Raw genomic sequence first — 18,448 nt, forward strand, 5'->3', positions numbered from 1 at the left:
AGCGCGCATCCATGCTCGACAAGCCCGGCAAACTTCCCTCCTCCGGCCTTCTCGTCGATATCGAAGGCGTGCGCCAGGCGTTCCGCAAGGGCGAGAAGGGCGAGCACGTCGTGCTCGACAATGTCGCCCTGAAGATCGCCAAGGGCGAGATCGTCGGCCTGCTCGGCCGCTCCGGCTCCGGCAAGTCCACGCTGCTGCGCATCGTCTCCGGCCTCGTGCCGCCGACCACCGGCAAGGTGGAATGGTGCGGCGAGCCGGTGACCGGCCCCTGCGAGGGGCTGTCGATGGTGTTCCAGAGCTTCGCGCTGTTCCCTTGGCTGACGGTGCTGGAGAACGTGGAGATCGGCCTGGAGGCGCAGGGCATCCCCGCCGCCGAACGGCGCAAGCGCGCGCTGGAGGCGATCGATCTCATCGGCCTCGACGGCTTCGAATCCGCCTATCCCAAGGAACTGTCGGGCGGCATGCGCCAGCGCGTCGGCTTCGCCCGCGCCCTCGTCATCCATCCGAAGCTGATGCTGATGGACGAGCCGTTCTCCGCACTCGACGTGCTGACGGCGGAAACGCTCCGGACCGACATCATCGAGCTGTGGGGCGAGGGCAAGCTGCCGATCGGCTCCATCCTGATGGTGACCCACAACATCGAGGAAGCGGTGCTGATGTGCGACCGCATCCTGATCTTCTCGGTCAATCCCGGACGGGTCGCCGCGGAGATCAAGGTCGACTTCCCCCATCCGCGCGACCGGCTCGACCCGGCCTTCCGCCAGATGGTGGACGACATCTATGCCCGGATGACCAACCGCGCCGGCGAGGAGGAAGCCCGCCGCCTGTCCGGTGCGCATCACGAGGCACATCACGCCAGCATCGCGACGCCGCTGCCGCCGGTTTCCACCAACATGCTGGCGGGCCTGCTGGAGGAGATCGCGGCTGCCCCCTATAACGGCCACGCCGATCTGCCGCACCTCGCCGACGATCTGCAGCTCGAGGCCGACGAACTGTTCCCGATGATCGAGGTGCTGCAGATGCTGGGCCTCGCCGACATGGCGGACGGCGACGTCAAGATCACGGATTCCGGGCGCCATTTCGTCGAGTCCGACAATGACGGCCGCAAGCGCCTGTTCCGCGAGCGCCTCGCGACGCGCGTTCCACTCGCCGCGCTCATCAAGAAGGTGCTGGACGAGCGGCCGAGCCACCGCGCGCCGTCGTCGCGCTTCCTGCACGAGCTCGACGACCACATGTCCGAGACCTATTCGGAGCGCTCGCTGAAGGCGGCGGTGGCCTGGGGCCGCTACGCCGAGCTCTATGCCTACGACGACGAGACCGAGGAGTTCAGCCTGGACGATCCGGGCTGATCCATCCGCCACGTTCCGCACTGCCCGCCGGGGGGACGAAGGTGTCCGGCCGGCGGAAAATTCCGCCCCGTTTCAAGACCTTGGGCACCATCCCTGCCGTCCGGACCGCTTCGGTCCGGATGGAATATGGTCTATGATCTCCCCTGAACGGGGGGAGATACGACATGCTGGACAGGCTCATCGGCAACTGGGTCTATGGCGGGTTCCTGGCGGGGGTGCTGCTGCTCGTGCTCGGCCCCGTCCTGACGGCCGGCTGGCCGGAATCGCTCGCCGCGGCCTATCTGCTGCTGCCGGTCTACATGCTGCACCAGTACGAGGAACACGACGGCGACCGGTTCCGCCGGTTCGCGAACGAGACCATCGGTCACGGCGTCGAGGTGCTGTCGCGGGGCTACGTGTTCCTGGTCAACATCCCCGGCGTGTGGGGCACCATCGCCGTCTCGCTCATCCTGGCCTACGCGGTCCACCCCGGCTTCACGCTGATCGCGGTCTATCTCGTGCTGGTCAACGCGCTCGCCCACATCGGACAGGCGATCAAGATGCGGCGCTACAATCCGGGCCTCATCACCGGCATCGTGCTGTTCCTGCCGGCCGGCGTGTTCGCGCTGATCGCGACCCAGCGCGGCGGCGGCGGCACGCTTGCGATGCATGTCATCGGCCTCGCGGTCGCGATCGCCATCCACGCCGGGATCGTCGCCCACGTCCGGCGCAGGCTGCACGCTCACGCATAGCGCCGCATCTCCCGTCCCCGGACAGGCCGATCGGAACACCGCCTCAGGGTCAGCCGCCGTGCACGAGGTGATGCAGCGCGATCCCGCTGGTGGTTGCGACGTTGAGGGAATCGAAGGCCTGCATCGGGATGCGGACGGTACGGGTGCGCGCGAGCATTTCCGCCGGCAGCCCCGGCCCCTCGGCCCCGAGCAGCAGCGCGGCGCGGGGCGGCGGCGTGAGGCGCGCCAGCGTTTCGTCGCCGCGGGGAGAGAGGGCGATCACCTCGAAACCGGCCTCATCGAGAAGATCGATCATCGCGCCGCCATTCGGAACGGGCGCAAACGGCACCGCCAGCACGCCGCCAGCCGAGACGCGGATCGCCTTGCGGTAGAGCGGATCGCAGCAGCCGCGGTCGACGAGCACGAGGCCGGCACCGAACGCGGCGGCGTTGCGGAAGATGCCGCCGACATTGTCGTGGTTCGCAAGCCCGACGAGCCCGACAACCAGCGCCCGGAGCGGCAGCGCGGCAAGCGCGGCGGCGGCATCCGGCGCGGCGCCTTTCAGACCGATGGCGAGGATGCCGCGATGGATCGGAAACCCGACGATGGCGTCCATCACCGCCGGGGCGGCGCCGTAGACCGGCACATCGGGCGGCACCCGATCGATCAGCGCGCCGAGGCGGGGTACCCGGTCGGCGGCGATCAGCACCGAGGAGAGCGCGAACCGGCTGCGGGAGAGCGCGACGTCGAGAACCACCTCGCCCTCGATCACGAAGCGACCGTCGCGGCCCACGAGATCGCGTTCGCGCACGTCGCGATAATCGGCGACGCGCGGATCGTCGGCCTCCGCAACCGGGATCACCTCCCGCCCCGGAGGACGGATCGTCCGCATATCGTTCAACGCCGCAGGCTGTCGGCGATCGATTTCACGCCGAACGCGATGAAGATCGCGCCGCAGATGCGCACGATCCACGGTTCGTGCCGGCGATAGAACCGCCGGCTGAACGGCAGGCCGACCGCGAACACCAGCACGGCGTAGGCCGCGAGCGAGCCGAGGCCGGCCATCACGACCAGCGCCGGCAGCGACGACCAGTGCAGGCTCGCGGCCTTGCCCGCCAACAGCGCCGTGAACATCGCGGCGGCGACCGGATAGGCCTTGGGATTGGTGATGCCGAACACGATGCCGTGCATCAGCGGGCGGCGGACGGCGAGCCCTCCGGCCTCGGGCGCGGCCTCGCCGGTGCGGCTCGCGTGCCGGATGGCGGACAGCCCGAGCCAGATCAGGTAGGCGCCGCTGAGGAGTCCGAGGACCTGGAACACGAGGTCGCCGATGGACGAGGCGCCGATGATCGAGACCAGCGCCAGCGTGTACCAGAGGATGTCCCCGGCGATGTGACCGCCGAGAAAGCGCGCTCCGGCGCTGCGCCCCCGGTCGGCGCCGATGCCGAACACCGCGAGAACCCCCGGCCCCGGCGTGATGCCGTAGGCGAAGCCCGCGAGCGCCGCGCTCGCGGCAATCATCGGATCGAGTCCGGCAATCGTCAGGCCGGCTGTCGCAATCGCCATCACTGCCCCCTCACCCGGCGAGTCCGCGACGAGCGGCGCCGGATCTCATGTTCGCAAGGCTTCGCCGGAACGTCGCTGAGGTCAGATCGCCAGCCGGTCAGGCCCGATCCGGAATACGCCCATCGGCGGCGGGAAGACAAGGCCCGGTTACTGGCCCGCGCTGGCTGTCAGCGGGCCGGTCATCTTCAGGTCCTCGGCCTCGACATTGAGCGTGCCGTAGAGCGTCTTCATCGAGATCGAATAGGGCACCATCAGACCCGAGCGTCCCACCGGGACGTAGCTGATCGAAATGCTCCGGTTGTTCTTCATGTAGACGACGGACGGCTTGTCGGGAATGTGGCCGGCGACCGGCACCCACCGCGCGGCGCAGACCACCGCCGTGCCGCTGTAGGTCGGCAGGTCCACCGGCTGGGTGCCCTCGTAGCTGAGCTTGATGTCGTAGCGGGTCCAGCCGTCGAAGATCGGCAGCTTGCGCGCGCACACATCCTTGCTGCCGGGATCGGCGACGAAGGCGACGGCGGAACTCACCGGATCGAGAATGCCGCCGGCCATCACGCTGTCGGTAATGGGAACGCGCTCTTCCATGCGGCCGAGGCCCGGCTCGGCCTCGGAATATTTCACCGCCCCGTCGGCGAGGCGCATCGAGACACGGTTTTCCATGTCCGTGTCGACGGAATCGAGCAGGAAGCGCGCCGGATAGACGCTGCCGTCGTGCAGCCAGCCCGCGGCCTCGGCCTTGAACACGCCTGCGGCCACGACCTTGCCGACGGCGGCCGGCTTCATGGCGATCTTGACCGAGTAGGCGCCGCCGTCAGCGACGAGCGAGAATGTCGCGCGACCGATGGGAACACCGGAGAAGGTCACGGCGTAGACGCCGCCGACACGCAGGCTCTCCGCTGATGCGCCGCCGGGCGCGGCGAGCGTCAGCGCGACGAAGCCCGCCGCCGCGGCGAACGGCGAAAAACGGGACGGTCGGTCGTCGGAACGGCGCATCATCGAACCTCCGGCAATCGCATCCCCGCCCGGCTCGTTCGGCCGGGCGATGCCTCCCGCGATTCAGGCATCGCACAGGCTGACAAGCGCACGGCAGCGGGACACGGGCGAGCGACCGAAGCAACGGGCCCGGCCGGAAGACTATCCGACAAACAGCGTAAGCGCGAGGTTAACGCGCCCCGTCGGGGGTCAGATCACCCAGACCACCAGGTCGGCAAGGCCGTCGATATGGCCGACGAGCCGGTTGCCCGGGACGACCGGCCCGACGCCGTCCGGCGTGCCGGTGAAGATCAGATCGCCGGCCTGCAGTTCCACGAAGCCGGACAGATAGGAGATGGTCTCGGCCACGCTCCAGATCATATCGGAGAGATCGCCCTTCTGCCGCGTGCCGCAATCGACGGTGAGGCGGATCTCGCCCTTGTCGGGGATGCCGAACGTCGCCGCGGGCGTGATCGGGCCGCACGGCGCGGAGTGATCGAAGCCCTTGGCGAGATCCCACGGCCGGCCGGCCTTCTTGGCGATCGCCTGCAGGTCGCGCCGCGTCATGTCGAGGCCGACGGCATAGCCGAACACCTTGTCGAGCGCCTCGGTGACCGGAATGTCGCGTCCACCGTCCTTCAGCGCCGCGACCAGTTCGACCTCATAGTGATAGTCGCTCGTCCGCGGCGGATAGGGAACGTCGCCTCCGTTCGCGACCACCGCGTCGGCGGGCTTGGAGAAGAAGAACGGCTCCTCGCGCTCAGGGTCATGCCCCATCTCGCGGGTGTGGGCAGCATAGTTGCGCCCCACGCAATAGATCCGCCGGACCGGGAACAGCCCCCCGCCCTCGACCTCGAGGGTCGGCACCGCCGGTGCCGGAATGACGAAGGGAGAGGACAGTTCGGTCGCGGCAGGCATCGGGGCAACTCTTCGGGCAACAGGAAAATGGAGGGGGGACAAACCCATTTGGCACCCCGCAGCGCGTTACGTCCACCGATTTCGAGGTGCGCGGGTCCGTCGATCCCTATTCCGCTCGGGCGGCATAGACGTGATCGGCGAGGACGCGCACAAGCGCTTGAATCCGGCGCGCTTTCCGATCGGCCGGAAGGCTCGCCCGCATCGGACGCCGGGTCCGGACCGCCCGCCGATTCCTATGAGATTCCTATACGGCCGGCCGGAGATCCGGATCGAAACCCTATGGCGAACGGCGGATGATCCGCCGGTTGCAGCGCTGCCCCCGGCAGCACGCCATAGGACGCCATTCCATGCTCGACTTCGCGATGATCGCGCTTTCGATCGCCTCGTTCGCGCTCGCCATCGGCTACGTCGCCGTCTGCGACCGGCTTTGAGGGAGGCACAGATGCTTCTCGACTACGGCCTCGGCGCAGCGGTGACGCTGTTCCTGCTCGTCTATCTGACCTACGCCCTCGTCCGCCCCGAGCGGTTCTGAGAGCGAACCCTTCCGAGTGATCTCATGACACTGAACGGCTGGCTGCAGATCGCCTTGTTCTGCGTCCTCGTCGTCGCGCTCACGCGACCCATCGGCGGCTATATGACCGCCGTGTTCGAAGGACGCCGCACGCTTCTCTCACCCGCGCTCGCCCCCGTCGAGCGCGGGCTCTATCGCCTCGCGGGCGTCGATGCCCGGGAGGAACAGCACTGGACAGGCTACGTCGTCGCCATGCTGGTGTTCAACGGCCTCGGGCTGCTCGCGCTCTATGGCTTGCAGCGGGTGCAAGGGGCACTGCCGCTCAATCCCATGGGCATGGCGGCCGTGCCGCCGGAACTCGCCTTCAACACCGCGGCGAGCTTCGTCACCAACACCAACTGGCAGAACTATGGTGGCGAGACCACCATGTCCTACCTGACCCAGATGGCCGGTCTCGGGGTGCAGAACTTCCTGTCGGCCGCGACCGGCATCGTGCTGGCGGTTGCGCTGGTGCGCGGCCTCGCCCGTGCCTCGGCCGGGGCGATCGGCAACTTCTGGACCGATCTCGTCCGCGCGACGCTCTACATCCTGCTGCCGATCTGCGTCGTCTACACCCTGTTCCTGGTGTGGCAGGGCATTCCCCAGACGCTTGGCCCCTCTGTGGAAGCGACGACGCTTGAGGGGGCGAAGCAGGTCATCGCCATCGGTCCGGTGGCATCCCAGGTGGCCATCAAGATGCTCGGCACCAACGGCGGCGGCTTCTTCAACACCAACGCCGCCCACCCGTTCGAGAATCCGACCGCGCTGTCGAACCTCGTGCAGATGGTTTCGATCTTCCTGATCGGCGCCGGCCTCACCAACGTGTTCGGCCGCATGGTCGGCTCCGAGCGCCAGGGCTGGGCGATCCTCGCGGCGATGGGCATCCTGTTCATCGCGGGCGTCGCCGTCTGCTACTGGGCTGAGGCCGCCGGCAATCCGCTCATCCATGCGCTCGGCATCGACGGCGGCAACATGGAAGGCAAGGAGGTGCGCTTCGGCGTTGCGCTGTCGGCGCTGTTCGCGGTGGTGACGACGGCCGCTTCCTGCGGCGCGGTCAACGCCATGCACGACAGCCTGATGCCGCTCGGCGGCATGATCCCGCTCATCAACATGGAACTCGGCGAGGTCATCGTCGGCGGCGTTGGTGCGGGGCTCTACGGCATCCTTCTGTTCGTGATCATCGCGATCTTCATCTCCGGTCTGATGGTCGGCCGGACGCCGGAATATCTCGGCAAGAAGATCGAGGCGAAGGAGGTCAAGATGGCCATGCTCGCCATTCTCTGCCTGCCGCTCGCCATGCTGACCTTCACCGCCATCGCGGTGGTGATGGCGGGGCCAGTCTCCTCGATCGCCAACGCGGGACCGCACGGCTTCTCGGAGATCCTCTACGCCTATACGTCGGCGGCGGCCAACAACGGCTCGGCCTTCGGTGGGCTCACCGGCAACACGCCCTGGTACAATGTCACGCTCGCCATCGCGATGCTGGCGGGACGGTTCCTGATGATCGTGCCGACGCTCGCCATCGCCGGCTCCCTCGTGGCCAAGAAGCGCATCCCGGCCTCCAGCGGCACCTTCCCGACCGACGGGCCGCTGTTCGTCGGCCTCTTGACCGGGGCGGTGGTGATCGTCGGCGGCCTCACCTTCTTCCCGGCGCTCGCCGTCGGACCGATCGTCGAGCATCTCGCCATGCTGGCGGGCCGCACCTTCGGCTTCCCAGGATGATGAGGGCCCCGACGATGCGAACCGACGCAAGGCTTCCGCGCTTCGAGCGCCTCGCCCTCGCCACCGCCCGTCATGCGGGCGGCGGGCGGGCCCGCCCGGGCGGCCGGCGGCTGTCGCCCACCGACCTGCCGCCGCTACCCCTCGCCATCATGATGGCGCGCCTGACGCTGGTGCTCGTGCTGTTCACCGGCGCCATCGCCGTCGCGCTCAACCTGCTGCCCGATATCCCGGGCGGCGTCCGGCACGCAGCCGCCAGGCTCAACCGCCCGGAGGGCGCCGTTCTTGCCACGGCCGACTCGACCGGAATGGGCCATCCCGGCCCGCAAACCACCATGGACGTCTCTCATGAGTGAGATCCGCACCGCCTCCCTGTTCGATCCCCGCATCCTGGTGCCGGCGATCGGCGCCTCGTTCGCCAAGCTCGACCCGCGGGTGCTGGCGAAGAACCCTGTGATCTTCGTCGTCGCCGTGGTGTCCCTGCTCACCACCGTTCTGTTCGTCCGCGATATCGTAGCCGGGCGCGGCGACCTCGGGTTCTCGTTCCAGATCAATCTCTGGCTCTGGTTCACGGTGCTGTTCGCCAACTTCGCGGAGGCGGTGGCCGAGGGGCGCGGCAAGGCGCAGGCGGATGCCCTGCGCCGCACCCGCAGCGAGACCCAGGCGAAGCTGCTGCCCTCGGCCGATGCCGATCCCGGCCGCTTCGAGCTGGTGCCCGGCACCAGCCTCAAGGTGGGCGACGTCGTGATCGTCGATGCCGGCGACATCATTCCCTCCGACGGCGAGGTGATCGAAGGCGTCGCCTCGGTGAACGAAGCCGCGATCACGGGCGAATCCGCCCCGGTGATCCGCGAATCCGGCGGCGACCGCTCGGCGGTGACCGGCGGCACGCAGGTGCTGTCCGACCGGCTGCGCATCCGCATCACCGCCGCCGCCGGCTCCACCTTCCTCGACCGCATGATCGCGCTGGTCGAGGGGGCGGAGCGGCAGAAGACGCCGAACGAGATCGCGCTCAACATCCTGCTCGCGGGCATGACGCTGATCTTCGTGTTCGCCACGGCGTCGATCCCGAGCTTCGCGGCCTATGCCGGCGGCTCGATCTCCGTGCTCGTGCTGGTCGCGCTGTTCGTGACGCTGATCCCGACCACCATCGGCGCGCTGCTGTCGGCCATCGGCATCGCCGGCATGGACCGGCTGGTGCGCTTCAACGTGCTCGCCATGTCCGGCCGCGCGGTGGAGGCGGCGGGCGACGTCGACACGCTGCTTCTCGACAAGACCGGCACCATCACCCTCGGCAATCGCCAGGCAACCGCGTTCCACCCGGTGCGCGGCATCGCGCCCGAGGCGCTCGCCGAGGCCGCGCAGCTCGCCTCGCTTGCCGACGAGACGCCGGAAGGCCGCTCCATCGTGGTGCTCGCCAAGGAGAAGTTCGGCCTGCGTGGCCGCGAGGTGGCGAGCCACGCCATGAGCTTCGTGCCGTTCACCGCGCAGACCCGCATGAGCGGCGTCGATTTCGACGGCACCTCGATCCGCAAGGGCGCCGTCGACGCCGTGCTGAAGCATGTCGCGGCGGCGGAGCCCGGCCGGCTGCCGGCCGGCACCGAACAGGCGGCGGAAGTCTCGGCCATCGCCGCGACCATCGCCAAGGCAGGCGGCACGCCGCTTGCGGTGGCCCAGGACGGGCGGCTGCTCGGCGTGGTGGAACTGAAGGATATTGTGAAGGGTGGCATCCGCGAGCGCTTCGCCGAACTGCGCCGCATGGGCATCCGCACCGTGATGATCACGGGTGACAACCCCATGACCGCCGCGGCGATCGCGGCGGAGGCCGGCGTCGACGACTTCCTCGCCGAGGCCACGCCGGAGAACAAGCTCGCGCTCATCCGTGCCGAGCAGGCCAAGGGCAAGCTCGTGGCGATGTGCGGCGACGGCACCAACGACGCGCCCGCCCTCGCGCAGGCCGATGTCGGCGTCGCCATGAACACCGGCACCGTTGCCGCCCGCGAGGCCGGCAATATGGTGGACCTCGATTCCGACCCGACCAAGCTCATTGAGATCGTCGCCATCGGCAAGCAGCTGCTGATGACGCGCGGCGCCCTCACCACGTTCTCCATCGCCAACGACATCGCCAAGTATTTCGCCATCATCCCGGCGATGTTCTTGGCGTTCTATCCCGATCTCGGCGTTCTCAACGTGATGCGGCTCGCCACCCCCCAGAGCGCGATCCTGTCGGCGATCATCTTCAATGCCCTCGTCATCGTCGCGCTGATCCCGCTTGCCCTGAAGGGCGTGCGCTACAGCGCAGTCGGCGCGGCCGAACTCCTGCGCCGCAACCTCCTGATCTATGGCCTCGGCGGCGTGATCGTTCCGTTCGTCGGCATCAAGCTGATCGACATGATCGTCACCGCCCTCGGCCTCGCCTGAAGGAACCGGACCCATGATGAAGTCCCTCCGTCCCGCCCTGACGATGCTCGTGGCGCTCACGATCATCACCGGGCTGCTCTATCCGCTGGCGATGACCGGGCTCGCGCAGGCGATCTTCCCCCGCCAGGCCAATGGCAGCCTGATCGAACGAAACGGCGTCGTGGTCGGATCCGCCCTGATCGGACAGAACTTCACCTCGCCGCGCTATTTCCACGGCCGGCCGTCGGCGACCACGGGACCGGATCCGGCCGATCCTTCGAAATCGGTGCCGCAGCCCTACAATGCCGCGAACTCGATGGGCTCCAATCTCGGCCCCACCAACCCGGCGCTGATCGACCGCGTCCGCACCGACGCGGCGGCGCTGAAGGCCGAGAACCCCAACGTGCCGGTGCCGATCGACCTCGTCACCACCACGGCGAGCGGCCTCGATCCGGACATCTCGCCCGAGGCCGCGATGTTCCAGGCGCCGCGGGTCGCCGCCGCGCGCGGCCTGCCGGCGCAACAGGTGGCGGCGCTCGTCGCCGCCCACACAGAGGGGCGGCTGTTTGGCCTGATCGGAGAGCCGCACGTCAATGTGCTCGCGCTCAATCTCGCCCTCGACGGCACCGCCGCGAACTGAAATGAAAGGCTGCGGGCGGAGGCGAAATCAGGCCTCCGTCCCGCGCGAACGAACCCGAGCCGCCGCAGATGCCGCAGGACCACGGACAGGACCGCCATCCGGAACGCTCCCCCGACCGGGCGGAGCGCGGCCGCCCTTCGCCCGAGGCGCTGCTTGCGGCCGCGCACAAGGAAGGACGCGGGCGGCTGAAGATCTTCCTCGGTGCCGCGCCCGGCGTCGGCAAGACCTACGAGATGCTGCAATCCGGCCGTGCCCGGCTCGCCGCCGGTGTGGACGTCGTGATCGGCGTGGTGGAGACCCACGGCCGCACCGAGACCGCCCGCCTCGTGGAAGGGCTCGAGATCGTTCCGCGCCGCCGCGAGGCCTACAAGGGCCGCGTCCTCGAGGAGATGGACCTCGACGCCCTCCTTGCCCGACGGCCGGCGCTCGCCTTGGTCGACGAGCTTGCCCACACCAACGGCCCCGGCAGCCGGCATCCAAAGCGCTACATGGATGTGGAGGACCTGCTCGCAGCCGGCATCGACGTCTACACCACGCTCAACATCCAGCACGTCGAGAGCCTGAACGACGTGGTGGCGCAGATCACCCGGGTGCGCGTGCATGAAACCGTGCCCGACCACGTGCTGGAGGCCGCGGATGACATCGAGGTGGTCGACCTGGCGCCCGGCGATCTGATCGGCCGGCTCAACGAGGGCAAGATCTACATGCCCGGCACGGCCGAGCGGGCGGTTGCGAACTTCTTTACCGTCGGCAACCTGACGGCCCTGCGCGAGCTCGCCCTGCGCCGTACCGCCGAGCGCGTCGACGACCAGCTCCTGACCCACATGCAGGCCCATGCCATCGACGGGCCGTGGGCCGCAGGCGAACGCGTCATGGTCTGCGTCAGCGAAGACCCGCGCAGCGCCGCGCTGGTGCGCTATGCCAAGCGCCTCGCCGACCGCCTCCGGGCGCCGTGGACCGCGCTCTATGTGGAAGGCCGCCGCAGCCATGCCCTGGACGAGGCGGCCCGCGACCGCATCGCCGATGCCCTGCGCCTCGCCGAGCACCTCGGTGGCGAAGCCGAGACCCTTCCGGCCGGTGACCGGCGCATCGCCGACGACGTGCTTGCCGCCGCGCGCAGCCGCAACGTCACCCACATCATCATCGGCAAGTCGAACCGCTCGCGATGGTTCGAAATCCTGCACGGCTCGGTGGTTCATGAACTGGTGCGCGGGGCCGGCCAGATCAGCGTGCACGTCATCGCCGGGGAGGCGATCAGCGGGCCACCGGCACCGGCACCGGCACGGACCCGCCCCCGGCCCGCCGAGCGGCCGGGCTTTCCCTATGTCGTGGCCGTCGCGGCCATCGCGGCGGCGCTCGTGGCCGGCCGGCTGTCGCAGAGCCTCGTCGGCATCGAGAACATCGACCTGATGTTCCTGACCGCGATCATCGCCGTCGCGGTGCGCTTCGGGCTGATGCCGGCCCTGTTCGCGACCGTGCTCGGCTCGCTCGCCTACAATTTCTTCTTCCTGCCGCCGCTCTACACGCTGACGATCGCGGATCCGACCAACATCCTCACCTTCGCGATCTTCACCGCGCTGACCCTCGTCGTCTCGAACCTGGCCGGGCGCGCCCGGGCCCAGGCCGTCGCCGCGCGAAGCCGCGCCCGCACCACCGAGGCGCTCTATTCGTTCTCCCGCAAGCTCGCCGCCGTCGGAACCCTGGACGACCTGCTGTGGGCCACGGCCTACCAGATCGCCTCGATGCTCAAGGTGCGCGTGGTGGTGCTTCTTTCCGACGAAAGCGGCTTCTCGGTGCGCGTCGGCTACCCGCCGGAGGACATGCTGGACCCGGCCGACATCGCCGCAGCGAAGTGGGCCTTCGAGCACGACAGCCCGGCCGGACGCGATTCCGACACGCTGCCGGGGGGCAAGTGGCTGTTCCTGCCGCTTCGCACCGGCCGCGGCGCCCTCGGCGTCGTCGGGCTCGATCGCGACAAGCCGGGACCGCTGCTGACCGGAGAGCAGCGCCGGCTCACCGAAGCGCTGATCGACCAGGCCGCCCTCGCCATCGAACGCATCCGCCTCGTCGCCGACATCGAGGCCGCCCGCCGCGCCGCGGAAGCCGATAGATTGCGACAGGCGCTGCTCAGCTCGATCTCGCACGATCTGAGAACCCCGCTCGCCTCGGTGCTGGGTGCCGCCGGCACGCTCGCGGACTTCACCGCCGTGCTGACGGACGACCAGCGCACGGAACTCGTCTCCACCATCCAGGAAGAAGCCGAGCGGCTGAACCGCTTCATCGTCAATCTGCTGGACATGACGCGGCTCGAAGCCGGCGCCGTCGTGCCACGGCTCGCCCTGAACGACCCGGGCGAGATCGTCGGTGCCGTGGCGGCACGCGCGGCGAAACTGCCGGGTGGGCACAAGATCGACGTCTCGCTCGCGCCGGGGCTGCCGATGGTCGAGGTGGACCCCGTGCTGATGGAGCAGGCGCTGTTCAACCTGATCGACAATGCCGCCAAGTTCGCGCCGGAAGGCTCGCCGATCGCGGTGCAGGGTGCGGTCGACGGCCGAGACCTCGTTCTCCAGGTGATCGATTGCGGCCCGGGCATCCCCGACGCGCATCTGGAACAGGTGTTCAGCAAGTTCTACCGGCTGGAGAAGTCGGACCGTGTTCGTGCCGGCACCGGCCTCGGGCTTTCGATCTGCCGGGGCTTCATCGAGGCCATGGGCGGATCGGTATCGGCGGCGAACCGCCGCGACCGGGAGGGCGCGGTGTTCACCATCCGCCTGCCGGTGCCCGCCACACCCCGCCGGCTCGACACGGAAAGGCGAGGCTGATCCCGGCGGGTGCAGCCCACGGCGGTTTCCGCGCGTGACCGGGATGCGATAGGATCGCCCGCCCCCACTCCCGGGCGCCTCGGCCGGACAGACCGGCCGGGAAAGGCCCCCGAAGCCAGGTGCACAAGATGTCCGCGAACCCGATCCGCATCCTGGTGGTGGACGACGAGCCGCCGATCCGGCGCCTGCTGCGGGTCGGGCTGGGAACCCAGGGCTATACCGTCGTCGAAGCGCCCGACGGCCGAAGTGCGCTCGAAAGCGCGAAGGCCGAGCCGCCCGATCTGGTGCTACTCGATCTCGGTCTGCCCGACATCTCCGGCCACGACCTCCTGAAGCGCTGGCGGGAAGAGGCCGCGACATTCCCGATCTTGATCCTGTCGAGCCGCAGCGACGAAGCCGGCATCGTCGGCGCGCTCGATGACGGCGCGGACGACTATGTGACAAAGCCGTTCGGCATGAACGAGCTGGTCGCCCGTATCCGCGCCGCCCTGCGCCACCGGCTGCAGGCCGCCGGCGAGAAGCCGCTGTTCCGGACTGGCGAGCTTTCCGTCGATCTCGTGCGCCGCATCGTCCGCGTGAAGGGTGAGGAGGTGAAGCTCTCGCCGAAGGAATACGACATCCTGCGGCTTCTGGTGCAGCACGCCGGCAAGGTGCTGACCCACACCTACCTGATGCGCGAGGTCTGGGGCGCCGCCTACGACGTACAATATCTTCGCGTCTATGTGCGCCAGATCCGGCAGAAGATCGAGGAGATCCCGGAGCAGCCGGTCTATCTGAGGACGGAGACCGGCGTCGGCTACCGCCTGAGGGAGCCGGACTGAGCCGTCTCTCAGCCGGCCCTGCGCCGAAGCAGGCCTTTTCGGGCCGGGGAGATCAGGCCGGGCCGGAGGACGCGGTCTCCGGTGTCGCCGCCCCGCCGGCCTCGGGCGTGGGGTCCTGCACCGGCGGCGCGGCGCAGTAGACGTCGTAGAGCACCTCCAGCACCCGCCGCGCCGGCTCGCTCGCGACCGAATACCAGATCGTCTGGCCGTCGCGCCGGCCGCGCACCAGGCCATCCTTGCGCAACAGCGCGAGATGCTGGGAAACGGTGGAATCGCGCAGGTCGAGGAAATCCGCGAGCTGACCGACTGAACACTCCCCTTCCACGAGGCGGCAGAGGATGAGCAGCCGGTGCCGGTTGGCGAGCGACTTCAGGAACTCGCTCGCCGCCTCTGCGGCAAAGCTCATCGCGGCGGCGTCTTTGGTCATGGAAAAGCTCACGAACGATTCACGCACAATCGCGGAATATAGGACCTGAAACCGGCATTTTAATGTGCGGATTTTCGAAGATTAGAATTTTCGTCCGTTGCACACCGCTCCGGCGGCCGATCGGGTGCGATCACAATAGCCGCATCACCACCACGCCGGCGAGGATCAGCCCCGTTGCGGCATAGCGCGCCGGCCCGACCCGCTCGTGCAGCACGAGCGCGCTGATCGCGGTGGCGAACAGGATCGAGGTTTCCCGCAGCGCCGAGACGACCGCGATCGGGCCGTGCGCCATCGCCCAGAGCGCCACGCCGTAGGAGCCGAGATTACAGAAGCCGCCGATGAAAGTGATCTTAGGCTGGGCGCGCAGGGCATGGGCCAGCGCCCGCCCACGCCGGAGCCCGACCCAGACGACCATCGGCAGGGCCGTCAGCATGAAGATCCACAGGGTATAGCCGGCCGGGCTGCCGGAAATCCGCACGCCATGGCCGTCGATCAGGGTGTAGGTCGCGATCATGGCGGCATTCGCGAAGGCGAAGCCGATCGCCGCGCGCGAGTTGCCGGAGGATCGGACACGACCCGCGACCATGCCGAGCACGCCTGCGCAGATCAGCACCACGCCGGCCCACGTGGCGGGCGCGAGCCGCTCGCCGATCAGGGGGCCGCTCGCGAGCGCCACCAGCAGCGGCGCGGTGCCGCGCATCAGCGGATAGGCGAGGCTCATGTCGCCTGCCCGATAGGCGGCAGCGACGAGCAGGAAGTAGAGCGTCTGGGCGACCACGGAGGTCGCGAGGAAGGGCCAGCTCGCCGGATCGGGCGGCGCGACGAACGGCAGCGCCAGCGCCGCCATGGCCGCGGAGCCGACCGCGACCAGCGCGGTCGCGATCTCCGTGTCGGCGCCGGATTTCACCAGCGTGTTCCATGTGGCGTGGAGCAACGCACCGCACAGAACGAGGACCATCACGCTGACAGGCATGCGGCAACACTCCTGGCTGGCTTCGGGGCGGGCTGTCGTGACGGGCTTGTAGGGGCGGACTTGTAGGGGCGTGCTTGCGGGGTGGGCGATACCGGGAGGCCGGGCTGTCAGCGGTGCAGCGGACGGTTCGATGACCGGCCGGTCATGCCAGCGCCGTTATTGATCCGGATACTCGCGTCCTCACCGCTTCGCAACAAAGGAACCGGGCCATGATCGCTCAGATCGTGCATCGCATGCGCCGTTTGCCGAGCCGTGCCGAACTGATGGCGGACGACATCATCCACATCATCGGCCTCTCGGCGGGCGGTGCGGGTGCGATCACCGCGATCGTCATGGCCGCACTCGGCGGCCGGCCCATCGAGATCGTCGGCGTCTCGGTCTATGCGGTCGGCCTGATCGCGATGCTGTGCTGCTCGGCCATCTACAACATGGCGCGGTCGAGCCCCCGGCGCGAACTGCTGTCGCGCTTCGACCAGGCCGCGATCTTCCTGATGATCGCCGGGAGCTACACGCCGTTCACCCTCGTCGGCCTCGACGGCGCATGGGCGTTCTGGCTGATGGCGACGGTGTGGACCGGCGCGCTGTTCGGCGCCATCGCCAAGTTCTTCCGTCCGCGCTGGTTCGAGCCGCTGACGATCCCGCTCTATCTCGCCCTCGGGTGGACCGTCGTGGTCGCCATCGGCCCGCTCGCGGCGGCGCTCGGGACGACGACGCTGGTCCTGCTCGCGGTCGGGGGCGTGCTTTACACGGTGGGCGTGATCTTCCACGTCTGGGAGCGGCTGCCGTTCCAGAACGCGGTGTGGCATGCCTTCGTGCTCGCGGCAGCGGCGGTGCACTACGCCGCCGTGATGGGCGGGGTCGTCCTGCGACCGCTGTAAGACGGGGCCCTTGCGGCGCGGAAGCCCGTTGAAGTCGCGTCGCCCAACACGCATCCTCCCCAATCGAAGCGCCGTACCGTGGTCCGCCGGACCACGGCCTCAGGGGCGTGAGAGGGAGGACCAGCATGGAAGATCTGTCCCGTCGTACCTTGCTCGCGATCGGAGCCGTTGGCGGCGTCGCCATGGCGGCCGGCGCGGCCGAGGCGGCCTCGTTCGGCAATCCGGACGAGCCGGCGGAGGGCGCAATCAATGCCAACCCGGCCGCCCTTTCCGATCCAGGCCCGCATAACTCCGCGCTTGAGGCACAGCTTCCGACGCTGCAGAGCCCCCCGCCCACCGACGTCGGCGACATGCCGATGATGTGGTCGTCGTTCAACATCATGCCGCGGCGCATTCAGGCCGGCGGCTGGGCCCGCCAGATCACCGCCGCCGACTTCCCGGCTTCCAAGGCGGTTTCCGCCGTCGACATGCGCCTCGGCCCGGGCGGCATCCGCGAACTGCACTGGCACCTCGCGGCCGAATGGGGCCTGATGACCAAAGGGCGCTGCCGCGTGACGGCGCTCGACCAGTACGGTCACGCCACGGTCCAGGATGTCGGCGCGGGTGACCTTTGGTACTTCCCCTCGGGTTGTCCGCATTCGCTCCAGGGCCTCGGCCCGGAGGGCTGCGAATTCCTGATCGTGTTCGACGACGCCTACCAGTCGGAATTCAACACCCTGCTCGTCACCGACTGGATCGCCCACACGCCGCCGGAGATCCTGAGCCAGAATTTCGGCGTTCCGGCGGATACGTTCAAGAACATCCCGCTGCACGATCTCTGGATCTTCCAGGGCAAGGAACCCGGCCCGCTCGCGGCCGACCAGGCGGCGGTTGCCTCGGCGGGCGCACCCGCCGAACCGTTCACGTTCTCGCTCACGGCCACCAAGCCGGTGAAACAGAACGAGTGGGGCTCGATCCAGCTCGCCGACAGCCGGACCTTCAAGCTGTCGAAGACCATCGCCGCCGCCATCGAGACGATCAAGCCCGGCGCGATGCGGCAGATGCACTGGCATCCGAACGCCGACGAATGGCAGTACTGGATCAAGGGGCGGGGCCGGATGACGGTCTTCAATGCCGGCCCGCGGGCGCAGACCTTCGATTTCGGCCCCGGCGACGTCGGCGTCGCACCAAAAAGCCAGGGCCACTACATCCAGAATACCGGCGACGAGGATGTCCAGGTGCTGGTGATCTTCAAGGCGCCGGAATATCAGGAGGTCGACCTGTCCGACTGGCTGACCCACACGCCGCCGGAGCTCGTCGCGCAGCACCTCAACATCGATCCGGCGGTTCTCGCCCGCTTCCCGCGCGGCCAGCTCGGCATAAAGCCGGCGGGGTGACCCGCCGGCTTCGATGAGCGTCTTATCTCAGACGGCTTGCGCCGGGAGAATCATTTCCCGGCGTTCGCCTTCATCTTCTGCAGGGCCTGGGCGCAGCCGACGCTCATGGCCTTGGCATTCGCCTTGAGGCAGGCCATCAGGCGGCCCTCGCCGGGCGGCACGCCGGGGCAAAGCCGCTCGATGTCGGCCTTGCAATACTTGATCAGATCGTTCTGCTGCTGCGCCAGCGACGGCGTGGCCAGAAGCACCGCAGACATCAGGGTGATCGCAACGACGGGAAGACGCATTTTCCGCAACCTCTGCTCGTGTCTCGGATGGTGTCGACGC

At 68.7% G+C, this 18,448-nt stretch carries 19 protein-coding genes; 12 read left to right on the forward strand and 7 right to left on the reverse strand.

The genetic code is table 11. From position 1 onward, the window contains the following. The first annotated feature begins 11 nt into the window (after nt 1-11). Nucleotides 12-1,349, forward strand: a complete 1,338-nt coding sequence (locus BUF17_RS07425) for an ABC transporter ATP-binding protein (RefSeq protein WP_073627010.1) — start codon at nt 12-14, stop codon at nt 1,347-1,349. Nucleotides 1,350-1,513: 164 nt separating this feature from the next. Further along, nucleotides 1,514-2,080, forward strand: a complete 567-nt coding sequence (locus tag BUF17_RS07430) for an HXXEE domain-containing protein (protein ID WP_073627012.1) — start codon at nt 1,514-1,516, stop codon at nt 2,078-2,080. Between the two features lie 49 nt (nt 2,081-2,129). Here BUF17_RS07430 and BUF17_RS07435 read toward each other — a convergent pair whose 3' ends face one another. The 4 genes from BUF17_RS07435 to BUF17_RS07450 form a co-directional block, all read right to left on the reverse strand. After that, nucleotides 2,130-2,951: a TrmH family RNA methyltransferase gene (locus tag BUF17_RS07435; RefSeq protein ID WP_073627014.1), complete on the reverse strand. Its 822-nt coding sequence runs from the start codon at nt 2,949-2,951 to the stop codon at nt 2,130-2,132. 5 nt (nt 2,952-2,956) lie between these two features. Beyond that, nucleotides 2,957-3,625: a LysE family translocator gene (locus BUF17_RS07440; RefSeq protein WP_244530799.1), complete on the reverse strand. Its 669-nt coding sequence runs from the start codon at nt 3,623-3,625 to the stop codon at nt 2,957-2,959. 147 nt (nt 3,626-3,772) lie between these two features. After that, nucleotides 3,773-4,618 (reverse strand): DUF3108 domain-containing protein, encoded by an 846-nt coding sequence (locus BUF17_RS07445; RefSeq protein WP_175563642.1) that lies wholly within the window; start codon nt 4,616-4,618, stop codon nt 3,773-3,775. 189 nt (nt 4,619-4,807) lie between these two features. Next, complete coding sequence (locus BUF17_RS07450; protein ID WP_073627016.1) at nt 4,808-5,515, reverse strand: fumarylacetoacetate hydrolase family protein; 708 nt, start codon at nt 5,513-5,515, stop codon at nt 4,808-4,810. A gap of 293 nt (nt 5,516-5,808) precedes the next feature. Between BUF17_RS07450 and BUF17_RS22865 the strand changes: the two genes are divergently transcribed. The 8 genes from BUF17_RS22865 to BUF17_RS07485 all read left to right on the forward strand — a co-directional run bounded on the left by BUF17_RS22865 (nt 5,809) and on the right by BUF17_RS07485 (nt 14,467). Beyond that, nucleotides 5,809-5,946: a hypothetical protein gene (locus BUF17_RS22865; RefSeq protein WP_175563643.1), complete on the forward strand. Its 138-nt coding sequence runs from the start codon at nt 5,809-5,811 to the stop codon at nt 5,944-5,946. Between the two features lie 11 nt (nt 5,947-5,957). Further along, nucleotides 5,958-6,047 (forward strand): K(+)-transporting ATPase subunit F, encoded by a 90-nt coding sequence (locus BUF17_RS22505; protein ID WP_073627019.1) that lies wholly within the window; start codon nt 5,958-5,960, stop codon nt 6,045-6,047. Nucleotides 6,048-6,071: 24 nt separating this feature from the next. Continuing rightward, complete coding sequence (gene kdpA, locus BUF17_RS07460) at nt 6,072-7,787, forward strand: potassium-transporting ATPase subunit KdpA (RefSeq protein WP_073627021.1); 1,716 nt, start codon at nt 6,072-6,074, stop codon at nt 7,785-7,787. 14 nt (nt 7,788-7,801) lie between these two features. Then, nucleotides 7,802-8,140, forward strand: coding sequence for a hypothetical protein (locus tag BUF17_RS07465; protein ID WP_073627024.1), 339 nt, complete (start codon nt 7,802-7,804; stop codon nt 8,138-8,140). Then, nucleotides 8,133-10,205 carry a potassium-transporting ATPase subunit KdpB gene (gene kdpB / locus BUF17_RS07470; RefSeq protein WP_073627026.1) on the forward strand — a complete coding sequence of 691 codons (2,073 nt, stop codon included), beginning with the start codon at nt 8,133-8,135 and terminating at the stop codon, nt 10,203-10,205. Before BUF17_RS07465 ends, kdpB begins: the two co-directional genes overlap by 8 nt. Nucleotides 10,206-10,218: 13 nt before the next feature. Beyond that, complete coding sequence (locus tag BUF17_RS07475; protein ID WP_073627028.1) at nt 10,219-10,824, forward strand: K(+)-transporting ATPase subunit C; 606 nt, start codon at nt 10,219-10,221, stop codon at nt 10,822-10,824. Nucleotides 10,825-10,892: 68 nt separating this feature from the next. Then, nucleotides 10,893-13,646, forward strand: coding sequence for a sensor histidine kinase (locus BUF17_RS07480; protein ID WP_084564204.1), 2,754 nt, complete (start codon nt 10,893-10,895; stop codon nt 13,644-13,646). A 128-nt stretch (nt 13,647-13,774) separates the two neighbouring features. After that, nucleotides 13,775-14,467 (forward strand): response regulator transcription factor, encoded by a 693-nt coding sequence (locus BUF17_RS07485; RefSeq protein ID WP_073627303.1) that lies wholly within the window; start codon nt 13,775-13,777, stop codon nt 14,465-14,467. Nucleotides 14,468-14,519: 52 nt separating this feature from the next. Here BUF17_RS07485 and BUF17_RS07490 read toward each other — a convergent pair whose 3' ends face one another. Together BUF17_RS07490 and BUF17_RS07495 are read right to left on the reverse strand one after the other, a co-directional pair. Beyond that, nucleotides 14,520-14,873 carry an ArsR/SmtB family transcription factor gene (locus tag BUF17_RS07490; protein ID WP_073627305.1) on the reverse strand — a complete coding sequence of 118 codons (354 nt, stop codon included), beginning with the start codon at nt 14,871-14,873 and terminating at the stop codon, nt 14,520-14,522. A 151-nt stretch (nt 14,874-15,024) separates the two neighbouring features. Next, complete coding sequence (locus BUF17_RS07495) at nt 15,025-15,867, reverse strand: EamA family transporter (protein WP_073627030.1); 843 nt, start codon at nt 15,865-15,867, stop codon at nt 15,025-15,027. A 209-nt stretch (nt 15,868-16,076) separates the two neighbouring features. Between BUF17_RS07495 and trhA the strand changes: the two genes are divergently transcribed. Both trhA and BUF17_RS07505 read left to right on the forward strand, forming a co-directional pair. Then, nucleotides 16,077-16,745, forward strand: a complete 669-nt coding sequence (gene trhA, locus BUF17_RS07500; RefSeq protein ID WP_084564208.1) for a PAQR family membrane homeostasis protein TrhA — start codon at nt 16,077-16,079, stop codon at nt 16,743-16,745. Nucleotides 16,746-16,870: 125 nt separating this feature from the next. Next, nucleotides 16,871-18,121 (forward strand): cupin domain-containing protein, encoded by a 1,251-nt coding sequence (locus tag BUF17_RS07505; protein WP_073627032.1) that lies wholly within the window; start codon nt 16,871-16,873, stop codon nt 18,119-18,121. Nucleotides 18,122-18,171: 50 nt separating this feature from the next. On the opposite strand, the gene BUF17_RS07510 is transcribed toward BUF17_RS07505, so the two are convergent. Continuing rightward, nucleotides 18,172-18,408 (reverse strand): cysteine rich repeat-containing protein, encoded by a 237-nt coding sequence (locus tag BUF17_RS07510; protein ID WP_073627034.1) that lies wholly within the window; start codon nt 18,406-18,408, stop codon nt 18,172-18,174. Between the last annotated feature and the right edge of the window lie 40 nt (nt 18,409-18,448).

It is taken from the genome of Pseudoxanthobacter soli DSM 19599 (assembly GCF_900148505.1).
Lineage (GTDB): Bacteria > Pseudomonadota > Alphaproteobacteria > Rhizobiales > Segnochrobactraceae > Pseudoxanthobacter > Pseudoxanthobacter soli.